Below are 7,020 nucleotides of genomic sequence, written 5' to 3'. Positions count from 1 at the left end.
GCCGCCGCTTCACATGTTGGGCCTCCCGGTCGAGCCTTTGGCTCCCGGGAGGCCCATTTTTCATGCTCCCTGGAATTCCCACCGGATATGCTCCGGGAACCCTTTTTTCGTATCTTTTCCCATGCTTACCGAATCCCGTTGCCTATTGGATTCCATCGGCGGCAATATAGCATCTACAGTGTGCGAAATAAGAAGTATCCGTAGTAAAGGCAGCCGATCGCTCATACCTGTTGCACAACCTTGACACGTATGCCCAACTCTGCAAACCAGCAGTGCGACACGCCGATTTGGCTTTTTGCTGCTCCTGTTGTATTCTAGTCAAGTTGCGCTTAACGGATAGACACTGGAAAGCGTTGCATAATTGGAGAATTCGCCTAGTGGTCTATGGCGCACGCTTGGAAAGCGTGTTGGTGTAACAGCCTCACGAGTTCGAATCTCGTATTCTCCGCCCGGATTGGAACCCCGGAAACCGTTGGAATCATTCGGTTTCTGGGGTTCCTTCTTTTCCACTCCGTTTTCCGGTTCCTTCCAGATTCCCTCCGAATGCTTCTTTCGTTGGCCTCGGTTTTTGAATCGTCCCGTATCGCAAGTCTCGCGTGTACGGGCCGGCATCCAGGAAAGTCTCTGATTGCCATGCTGCGGCTTATTGGTGCCAGTCTGTGGTCTCAATAATGGGATTGTTTGCCCTCATATGTCGATATTTGATTGCGATTCGGTGGGGGAGTTGCGTACATCGTCGTTTTACGCGCACTTTTGCGCTGCGCTACGTTACGCTCGAAATCGTGACGTTGAGAGAAAGAAGCACGACGATGGTTGACAAGACGGCTGCCGGCAGCCAGCAGACTGACCAACGCGATGCTGATACTCGTGACTCTCTGGCGGCGCTTGCCCGACGCCGTTCGAATTCATCGCCAATCGTATTGCAGAGTGATGTGCAGGCCGCTCCGCAGGAAAAGCAGGAAAAACAAGAAAAGCAGAGCGAAGCTGGGTCTGCCTTGCAAACGGGCGAGGATGCGAATGATGACGCGAATCGTGCGGAAGAATCGCAAACCGTGAAAGAAAAAGATGCTGCGGATGGTCCTGATAATACGCAGCAGCCGCAGATGGCATCCATAAGCGCCATCACAACGCAGGTTTTGCCACCAAGCTTTATTCCGACCGCAACCGGTCGTATTCGTCCCGTAACGGGCGCTTTTCCCGCAATTCAGTCCGCTTCGCAGACGGAACAGGCGCAGCGCAGGCGATCCATCCGCTCGTTGGCCGCGGGGTCGTTGCGTAGAACCAACATCGGCAATGCTGAAAAGGCCGGCGATGTGGGGAGCGCGGGTAGTACCGGACGGACGGCGGGGAATGGCGATACGCCGTCGCCGCGAATCGCCAGCAGTGCTCCCCATTATGCGAATTGACCAGTGGACTGATCAGAACGGCCAACGTAACAAATCAGTGGGAATACTGGACATACGCACGGTACGCGCGCTTCGCGCTGCATTGTGCGTCGCTGTACTACGTCATTCCAATTGAATCGCAACAATGCGTATAGCAGATGAAAAGCACATACGAAAAACGCGCATGAAAAAACGGTCCCGATATATTCGAGACCGTTTTTCATGAGTCGATGAAGCAAACGCTGTCCGGCAGCGAGCCGGCTCAGTCTTCGCTGGTTTCGCGCTTATACTGCACGAACGTCTTCATGGCGTAGGCAAGGCCGGCAAGCAGCAGAATGGCTGCGCAGGCAAGGGAAATGCCGATGCCGGTTTGTGCAAGCTGTCCATATTCCGACTTGGTCAGCGCGCCGGTGGATGCGGCGGTTTGATCGCCGGAAGCTGTGACGGATCCAGTTGCGGCACCATTCGTGCCAGTGTCGGCAGCCGTGCGCACAGTGCCAGTGGTGCCGTTGACTCCAGTAACGGTCGTACCAGCATTCGTTCCAGCCGTGGTGCCATGCGTGCCGGTAGCAACGGATGAGCCGCCCTGCTGACCCGTCTTGGAGTTCGCGTCCTTCAACGCCGCGATGAACGACTGATGCCACTGGTGGCTGCTCGCCGCAAACGCGTCATGCCTCGTCTTGAGTTCGTCGTGGGTCTCCTTCATATCGGCATGCATCTGGTTGAGGTGGGCCTGCGTGTCCTGCATATCCTGATGCAGAGCGTCGTGACGCTCCTGACCGCGCTTGACCGCGCCGTCAATCGCATTCTTTATATCCTCGCGGTCCTCCTGGTAGTTCTTCCAGGCCTGCTCGCCGTACTGGCGAAGCGCGTCGGCGTCCTCGTGCGCGTTCTGATGCAGCTGCTCGGCGTGCTGCTTGGCGGTTTCCATATCCGACTTGATCTGCTGATTCGTCTTGTTCAAGTGCTGCACGGCCTCGCACGCCTGATCGGTGCACACGGCCATATCCTGGTCGATCTGCCCGCTGATGGTGGTGCTGCCGGCCAATCCGTCCGTAGACGGTGCGACTTCACTGGCCGAAGCCGCGGAAGGCAGGACGGCCATGCCGATGGTTAATATTCCCGCCGCTGCAGCTGCTGCAATACGATTCCTCATGGTGATTCCTCTCCTGCGCACGTTTGCACTCGATCTGTGATTGTGCGCTCGCGTTCGTTCCGTATGCCATAGTAGGAGGGGAATGTGCCTAAATAAACTGGTGGAAAAATGACATTTGTCTAGTTTCTGTGATGCTGCAGCAGTCTTCATAGTTTAAGCGGGAAACCAGAATCCAAACCAGAAGCCGGAACAGCCTGCTCAAAACATGACCAAGCAGGCCCAGCAACGGCTCAGACCGCCCGTACTTATCCCGCCCGTATTGGTTTATCTAGCGGCGGCCCCCAACAAAGATCACTCAACAATAGTGATGAATGGGCTAGCCGGCAGATTAAAGTCGTTGTACAGCATGCTCGCGCACTTCGGATTGCCACTGAACAGGTAACGTACCTGGCTCATGGCGTTGAGATCGTTCAGTATTGAACCATCGGCTGCGGTGAGCAACACCTGATTGCCCCTGATAGTGGCATTGACCGCCTGCCATTGACCGGAATAATTGGCGACCTCAAACCCCTGCAATGCCGTAGTGGTGGGAGCGGCGATATTGCTGATACCGCTTAACGGGGTCGCTTTCGGAGCGCTCTTATAGTTTGGTGCGATTGCGCTCGCGGTTTTCGAATAGTTCGGCTGCATGGCTTTCAGCCTGCTTGCGGTGCCGTTCCGGAAAGACAAGGCGATTGCGCCGTTCGCAGTGTGCCGGGCACGTTCGATAAGCGGTCCGTTGGGTACGGTGGTGCCGTCTTCCATGGCGAGATACTGCGCGGCCATGCGTGCCCCGAGAATATCCTTGCCGAGAGGATGGATTAGCGCGGATGTGCCCTTGTCTGTGTCAAGGGAAACCGTCATCGCCATGTTTGACGAATCGTGCAGGTTGGTGTTGCCGAGCGTAGTCCGTTGCGCTTCTCGCACGTTTTGCGTGTACTGGTAGTTTGGCCAGCGCGCGAGCTGTACGTACAGGAACGGCAGGTCCTTGCGTCCGAACACGTTACGGTACTGGTTGATGAGCGTGGTCATTTGCGATTCGTATTGCAAAGCAGTTCCGTAATTATTGGCGTCATCGCAACCTTGATACCACAGCACGCCCGCCACATGGAATCCCTTCAACGGCGCGATATGGTTCGCATAAATATCGCCGCCTTGTACATGCCGGCGAATAGGCGTGCCACCCCACGCGGTCTGGATGATGCCAATCGGCACATTGGGGTGCTTGGCGCGCAACTGCATGGCGAATTGCTGAGCCAGATAGCTGAGGTGCAGTGAATTCGTGGAATCTGCAGTCAGCCATGCATCGGCGCTCTGATTAACAGCGGACAGTGGAAAATCAGTGTCTTCAACATCATGATTTGCGATGACAAATTTCACGTTGTCATCTACGAGCGGTTTCGGCAAATCGCCTGTCGTGATTAGTCCATTGCCAAAATTGTAAGTAGCGTTTTCGTAATACTGCACATAGTTGAGTTCCATATTCGACTGGCCAGCGGCTACGAAGACGTCTCCCACATACACTTTGGCCAGTTTCAGCACGGTTTTGCCGGCGTACTGCACTTGCAGCGAATACGGATTGAGACTTGCCTTTTGCGCGCTCAGCGTGCAGGTGAAACTGCCGTTTTTCGCTGCCTTTGCCTTGACGCTCTCGGAGGTTTTGCCTTGCGTAAGTGTCGCTGACAGTTTCGAAACGTCGATGGGGTTGCTTTCCGTGGAGCTGACGTTGCCTTTGACTACGATTGGCTGATCGCGCTGGAACACCATATTGTCCATGTAGTATGAGGGCAGCTGCACATCAACAGTGGCCGCAGTATGGGCGGTGGCGGTGGATTGCGATCCGGTTTTACCGGTTGCCGTTCCGTTGCCCCATTTGGGGCCGCACCCGACGATGATGGCAACGACTATTCCTACGGTTACGATAACGGCAAGTGCCGTTCTTGCCAATCGTTTCGTATTCAATTCTGATTTGCCTTGTTCTTTGTCAACGCCCGCTCGAAGGTTCTGGCCTGTTTGTCATATGCGGCTCGTTCGGTGTTGGCTTTGCTGGTGGTCCCGGACGGGTCGGCTTTGCAGTCAAGCGCCTTCGGCGATTTGACTTCTTCCTGATACAAGGTGCTGAGCTTTTCCAGATCATATGAGGAATCCATGCTGGAAAATGCGTCGACAATCTTTCCCTTGAGCTGGAAATCCTTGGAATATGAAGCGTTCATGGCGGCAACCGCGTCTCTGCAGTCGTTAATGGCATTCAGTTCGCGCATTTTCTGCGATGTTCTCACGCCCATGACGCCGAAGACCACAATGCATACCGCAACGACGATAACGGCTACGATGATGGAACGGCGAATCAAGTTCTTGACATGGTTATGTACCCAAGTGTCGCCATCTTGCACGCCTTGCGATATGGCGATTTGGAATGGATCTTTGGTGTTTGTTTGATAGGAAACCCCTGATGCGTCTGTTTCAGGCTTTCCGTTACGATTGGTGATGTTAACGGAATTGTCGGGTTTGCTGGTTTCGACGGTCGCGGTACTGCTGAACGTTCGGGGCTTGCGGACGTTACTTGCTTGACTGTCAGCTTTATTTGGCTGCCTTTCGTGCCGTGCCATGCTTCCCTCCAGGAGTCCGCGATACCGTTTTGATGTTGTCTATTGGAGGTGGTCCGACAAGGTCCTCTGTTCCCAAATGACAATACATAAGGTATGTTACCCGTTCCACTTCCGAATGCCAGCACTTCATGTTGTGGCATATTCGGTAAATGTGAAGTTTGGTCTGGAATCCAGCTGCTTTATTTTAAGTGGGGACATCTCAGAATACACTTAAGTTTTGCGTGTGCAATTGCGTCAACGAGTGAAAATGCGTTTTGTGAGAGAGGCTGACGATGATATCGCCGAAAAGCTTAATGAAGATTGCGACCACCGCTTCCGTGGCTGCAATGACGGTTTCCGTTGCCGTGGTGCCGGCTTACGCCATGCAGGATATTGCGATTGAGGATGCGCCAAGTTCTTTTGCCGCAACTGTGGATGATGTGCAGAATTCGTCAAACAGCATGCCGGACAATCCGAACGCGACGCTGCCGGAAACGGTAAGCGAAAACATTTCGGACGATTCCACTGTGGTTTCGGAGAACCTTGCGGTTACGCCGGAAGGTGATGTGCAGAACATTGAGACCGGCGAAACCGTGACGGACGCTCAGCTGGTCGGCACGCAATCGCAGCAACCTGATCCACTGGCCAAAACGGATGGCGAATCATTCATTCCGGTGAGTGCCTCGGATGTGAAAGATGCTGTGGAACAACCTGTGAAACAGTCTGTGGAGCAGTCGTCCTTGAAGGGTGGCTCGACTGTCCGGCTCACTAAATTCGAGAGCAACGAATACGGAGCACACTGGGGAACCTACAACGGAACAAAGGCGTTTTTCGATTATAGGAACAACCTGTTCGTTCAACAAGCCAAGGGCGTGATTGATGTTTCCTCATGGCAGGGTGACGTCGATTGGGCCAAGGCGAAAGCCGACGGCGTGGAAGGCGCAATCATTCGTTTGGGCTATGGCTGGGGCAACTATGCCGATGCCAAAGCGCAACGTAACATCAACGAATGCAAACGTCTTGGTATTCCTTTTGGCATCTACTGGTATTCGTATGCATACGATGCGAACTGCGCACGTGCGGAAGGCAATGATGTGGCTGCCAAACTCCGCCAGATGGGCGTGAGCCCGAACGATCTGAAATACCCTGTGTATTACGACCTTGAAAAGTGGACGTGGGCTGGTCATACCCCGCCGACCAATCCGAATGTTTATAGCGGTATGGCCGACGCCTGGTATGGCGCACTGCAGTCCGCCGGATACAAGAATCTCGGTGTGTATTCGTATACGAGCTACCTGCAAGGCCCGTTGAACAATTCGAACATCTACGCAAAGACCCGTTGGGTGGCGCAGTATGGTGCTCAAATGGGATACAACGCCTTCGATACCAACGACCGTGGCTGGCAATACACCAGTTCCGGCCATATCAACGGTATCAGTGGTTCCGTGGATATGAATGCTTTTGGAAATAAAGCGTATGTGGATAAGAACAATAGTAACAACGCAACTTCCTATGAGGTTAAGGGAGACATGGGAGTTGAGTGGCGCTCTATTGGCGCGGAGAAAAGCGTTATTGGCAAACCAATTGCGAATGAAGTTTGCGATTGGACTCAGGGTAGGGTGAACTGCTATCAGAATTTCGAAAATGGTGCGATTTCCTGGACTCCGTCAACCGGTGCGCACTATACGACTGGTGCAATACGCAAGGAATGGGCTCGTCGTAATTATGAGCATGGCGTCTTGGGGTATCCGATCGAAGACGAGAAGAAGTTGTCGAATGATTGGAAATATCAACGTTTCCAGAATGGCGATATCTGGTCTCGCGGAACGAAAGAGAGCCGCATTGTTTTGTACAACTTGCGTGATTCTTTCTATAAGAATGGCGGGTATTCGTCGTTGGGTGGTCCCGTGGC

At 53.7% G+C, this 7,020-nt stretch carries 5 protein-coding genes and 1 tRNA gene; 3 read left to right on the top strand and 3 right to left on the bottom strand.

Annotated features, from left to right (window positions below; all coding sequences use genetic code 11):
* Positions 1 to 363 precede the first annotated feature (363 nt).
* A tRNA-Ser gene (locus KSX58_RS10080) sits at positions 364 to 448 on the top strand.
* A 361-nt stretch (positions 449 to 809) separates the two neighbouring features.
* Positions 810 to 1,406, top strand: a complete 597-nt coding sequence (locus KSX58_RS10075) for a hypothetical protein (protein WP_034984525.1) — start codon at positions 810 to 812, stop codon at positions 1,404 to 1,406.
* 241 nt (positions 1,407 to 1,647) lie between these two features.
* Here KSX58_RS10075 and KSX58_RS10070 read toward each other — a convergent pair whose 3' ends face one another.
* The 3 genes from KSX58_RS10070 to KSX58_RS10060 form a co-directional block, all read right to left on the bottom strand.
* Complete coding sequence (locus KSX58_RS10070) at positions 1,648 to 2,541, bottom strand: conjugal transfer protein (RefSeq protein ID WP_217752123.1); 894 nt, start codon at positions 2,539 to 2,541, stop codon at positions 1,648 to 1,650.
* A gap of 291 nt (positions 2,542 to 2,832) precedes the next feature.
* Entirely contained in the window at positions 2,833 to 4,467 is a 1,635-nt protein-coding gene (locus KSX58_RS10065; protein WP_254882516.1) for a sialate O-acetylesterase, read from the bottom strand.
* Between the two features lie 11 nt (positions 4,468 to 4,478).
* On the bottom strand, positions 4,479 to 5,129 hold the full coding sequence (locus KSX58_RS10060; protein WP_217752121.1) for a hydrolase: 651 nt from the start codon (positions 5,127 to 5,129) through the stop codon (positions 4,479 to 4,481).
* 272 nt (positions 5,130 to 5,401) lie between these two features.
* Between KSX58_RS10060 and KSX58_RS10055 the strand changes: the two genes are divergently transcribed.
* A partial coding sequence (locus KSX58_RS10055) for a GH25 family lysozyme (protein WP_303246173.1) occupies positions 5,402 to 7,020 on the top strand: 1,619 nt, incomplete at its 3' end.

It is taken from the genome of Bifidobacterium sp. MSK.17.10 (assembly GCF_019129655.1).
GTDB classification, from domain to species: domain Bacteria; phylum Actinomycetota; class Actinomycetes; order Actinomycetales; family Bifidobacteriaceae; genus Bifidobacterium; species Bifidobacterium adolescentis.
Note: the sequence above shows the minus strand (reverse complement) of the source record. Positions and strands in the feature narration are given on the sequence as shown.

Excerpts from the sequence above, each read along its gene's own strand:
- KSX58_RS10075 (WP_034984525.1), top strand. The coding sequence starts at position 810 with ATGGTTGACAAGACGGCTGCCGGCAGCCAGCAGACTGACCAACGCGAT.
- KSX58_RS10070 (WP_217752123.1), bottom strand. The coding sequence starts at position 2,541 with ATGAGGAATCGTATTGCAGCAGCTGCAGCGGCGGGAATATTAACCATC.
- KSX58_RS10060 (WP_217752121.1), bottom strand. The coding sequence starts at position 5,129 with ATGGCACGGCACGAAAGGCAGCCAAATAAAGCTGACAGTCAAGCAAGT.